The sequence below is a fragment of the Candidatus Melainabacteria bacterium RIFOXYA2_FULL_32_9 genome, assembly GCA_001784615.1.
Taxonomy (GTDB): domain Bacteria; phylum Cyanobacteriota; class Vampirovibrionia; order Gastranaerophilales; family UBA9579; genus UBA9579.
Window position 1 is genome coordinate 1 of record MFRQ01000053.1, and the last position, 2,310, is coordinate 2,310.

1 protein-coding gene and 1 pseudogene (1 of these 2 only partly in view) are annotated in these 2,310 nt (G+C 32.9%); both read right to left on the minus strand.

Going from position 1 to position 2,310, the window contains the following annotated elements; translation table 11 throughout:
* Positions 1-22 precede the first annotated feature (22 nt).
* A complete protein-coding gene (locus A2255_08740) occupies positions 23-1,411 on the minus strand; it encodes a hypothetical protein (GenBank protein ID OGI21758.1) in 1,389 nt (462 codons plus the stop codon).
* A gap of 193 nt (positions 1,412-1,604) precedes the next feature.
* Positions 1,605-2,310 (minus strand): annotated as a pseudogene (locus A2255_08745) (glutamine--fructose-6-phosphate aminotransferase); it runs 1,138 nt beyond the window's last position.

A 2,310-nucleotide genomic window follows, 5' to 3' on the forward strand; every position in this document is an offset into this window, starting at 1 on the left:
TTTGTTTGTTTTTAGGTTTTTCTTATTTTGTTATTGCCATTTTTTCTCTTAATTCTGAGGCTGATTGTTCATAGCCTTTTCTTCCCATTAATGCATAAGTGTAGTTTTTAGCCTGTTCAACACCTGGCTGGTTAAATGCATCAATATTGTAAAGGCCTCCTGCTATTGCAGTTTGAACTTCCAGCATATATAAAAGTTGTGCCAGATAATATTCATTAATTTTTGGCAGAGTAAGCGTTATATTAGGACGTTTGAAGTCTGTTAAAGCAACTTTAGTAGAGTCAGCTTCTGCATTTATTAGATCATTTATGGTTTTTCCACATAAATATCCAATACCGGTATTTGAGAATACCGTTGGAATTTTAAGCTCAGTATCAAATTCTTTTACTCTGATAAAATTGATAATCTTGTTATTAGGGCCTTCATTATAAAGCTGAATTTGTGAATGTTGATCTGTTGCTCCTACTGCTTTAATCGGAGTTGGGCCAGCATTTATAATGTTGCCATTTAAATCTTTTTCTTTACCCAATGATTCAGCCCATAATTGTACATACCAATCTGAAACGAATCTTAATTTGCTTGAATATGGCATCATTACTGATATGTCTTTGCAATTTTGATCCATTAAATATTGAATAAGTGCGTTTTGTGCTGCTATATTTTTATTGATATCTGTATTAGCTAATTCTTTATCTAAATCTCTAATGCCTCTTAATAGCTCAGCAATGTTTATTCCTACTAATCCAAAAGGTAAAAGACCGACAGCTGAGAATACAGAGAATCTTCCACCTACATCATCAGGAACTATAAATGATTTATATCCTTCTTCATCTGTGATTTGTCTTAATATACCTTTTGATTGATCTGTTGTTGCAACAATATGTTCTTTATAATCAGCTCCAAGCTCTTTTGTTAATTTGTCTTTTAAAATCATGAATTGTGACATAGTTTCAGCTGTGCTGCCGGATTTGGTTATTACATTAACAAGGGTTTTCTTTAAGTCTAAAACATTTAACAGTCCATTAATTTGATCAGGGTCAATATTGTCTAAAAAGAATATTCTTGGAAAATTGTTTCTTGCTTCTTTATCAAGCAGGTTCCAGTATGGTTTTAGGAGTGCTTCTGTTACTGCAATTCCTCCAAGGGCAGATCCACCAATGCCTAATACTAATAAATTATCAAATTTTCCTTTAACCTGACTTGCATAATCGTTAATTTCTTTAACCAATTCTTCATTATATCCAAGATTCATCCAGGCTAACCATCTATCAGGTGTGTTTTTATTACCATAAATGTCAGAAATGATTTCTGCAATCTTGGTTTTGTAATTTTCAAATTCTTTTGTGACATTTATGCCGTGTTCATTACCTATAACTGCACTGTCTACATTCTTCCAGTTAAATTCAAGCATTTTTAGCTCCCTTAATCTAGTATAACTACCGTATCCACTATTAATTTATTATTTCCAGACTTAACTATTGCCCATCTTAGAGGTGTATAACCAGATTCTTTTATATAGCTTTCAATATATTCTACGGTTACACTTTTTGGCTTATCTAATGTGAACTGTTTAGTTAAAATTTCCATCATTCAATTGGATATTTTCATTCTACAGTAACTGATTTCGCTAAATTTCTCGGTTGATCTACGTCTTTACCTAAAAATTCAGCTATATAATATGCTAAAAGTTGTAGTGGGATTGTTGTTAAGACAGGTGAGAAAATTTCATCAATGTGAGGAATTTTGATTATAAAATCAAAAATTGATTCAAGATTTTTGTCTTCTGAAGAAGTTAAAGCGATCAATCTTGCATCTCTTGCTTTTGCTTCTTCACTGTTTGATAGAATTTTGTCATAAACAAGTCCTGGCATTAGTATAGAGAGAACAGGCATGGTTTCATCAAGCATTGCTATAGGGCCATGCTTTAATTCCCCTGCCGGATAGCCTGTTGCATTTATGTAACTGATTTCTTTTAATTTTAATGCGCCCTCTAAAGCTACCGGGAAATTTATTCCACGAGCTATATAGATAAAGTCTCTAGTGCTATGGAAGGCTTTTGCGCATTTTTGAATGACTTCTTTATTGCTAAGAATCATCTCCACTTTTTGAGGAAGCTGTAACAGTTCTTCTTTAAACCTTGTTGCATATTCAGAAGAAATAGCTTGTTTAACTTCTGCAAGATAGAGAGCTAATAAATAGAATGCAAGTACTTGAGCTGTATAGGACTTTGTTGCAGCTACACTTACCTCAATACCTGCATTTATAAGTAATAAACTGTCAGCTTCTCTTGCCATTGTGGAATCAACACGG

Coding starts and splice junctions, on each gene's coding strand:
- A2255_08740 (OGI21758.1), bottom strand. CDS start 1,411: ATGCTTGAATTTAACTGGAAGAATGTAGACAGTGCAGTTATAGGTAAT.